This is a genomic window from Shewanella sp. Sh95, from assembly GCF_001308045.1.
GTDB classification, from domain to species: Bacteria; Pseudomonadota; Gammaproteobacteria; order Enterobacterales; family Shewanellaceae; genus Shewanella; species Shewanella xiamenensis.
Genome location: NZ_LGYY01000289.1, coordinates 1 through 382, shown reverse-complemented (window position 1 = coordinate 382; position 382 = coordinate 1). Strand labels below are relative to the sequence as shown.

The 382-nt window shown below is 53.7% G+C and carries 1 protein-coding gene; it reads left to right on the top strand.

The features are described 5' to 3' along the window. A partial coding sequence (locus tag AEA42_RS21615) for a hypothetical protein (protein WP_231640427.1) occupies positions 1–382 on the top strand: 382 nt, incomplete at both ends.

The window sequence follows — 382 nt, the reverse complement described above, 5'->3', positions numbered from 1 at the left end:
TCAATCCTAGGTCGCTACCACGCCATGCTGCTGCATAGCGATGAACAGACAATCTCTATTGCGGTGGTTAATACCCCGCCGGCGGAGTTGATGGAGGCGCTACGCTTCGCGACGCAAAAGCGGATCGACATTGAATGCTGGAGCCAGGAGCAGATGGATAAGCGTCTGCAGGCCCAGGAAAAGCAGGCGCAACTGGCGCAGAACGACGGGCCGGAAAATATCGCCGAACGGGTCAACCAGATCCTCGAACAGGCCCTGCGTCAGCGGGCGTCTGATATTCATATAAAAAAAAAAAAAAAATGGACCACTACAACGGTAAAGATCTCCTGGCTAACCATAGCGTCACACGTCATGACGTGTGACTGTCTCAAGAGCCGTGCGT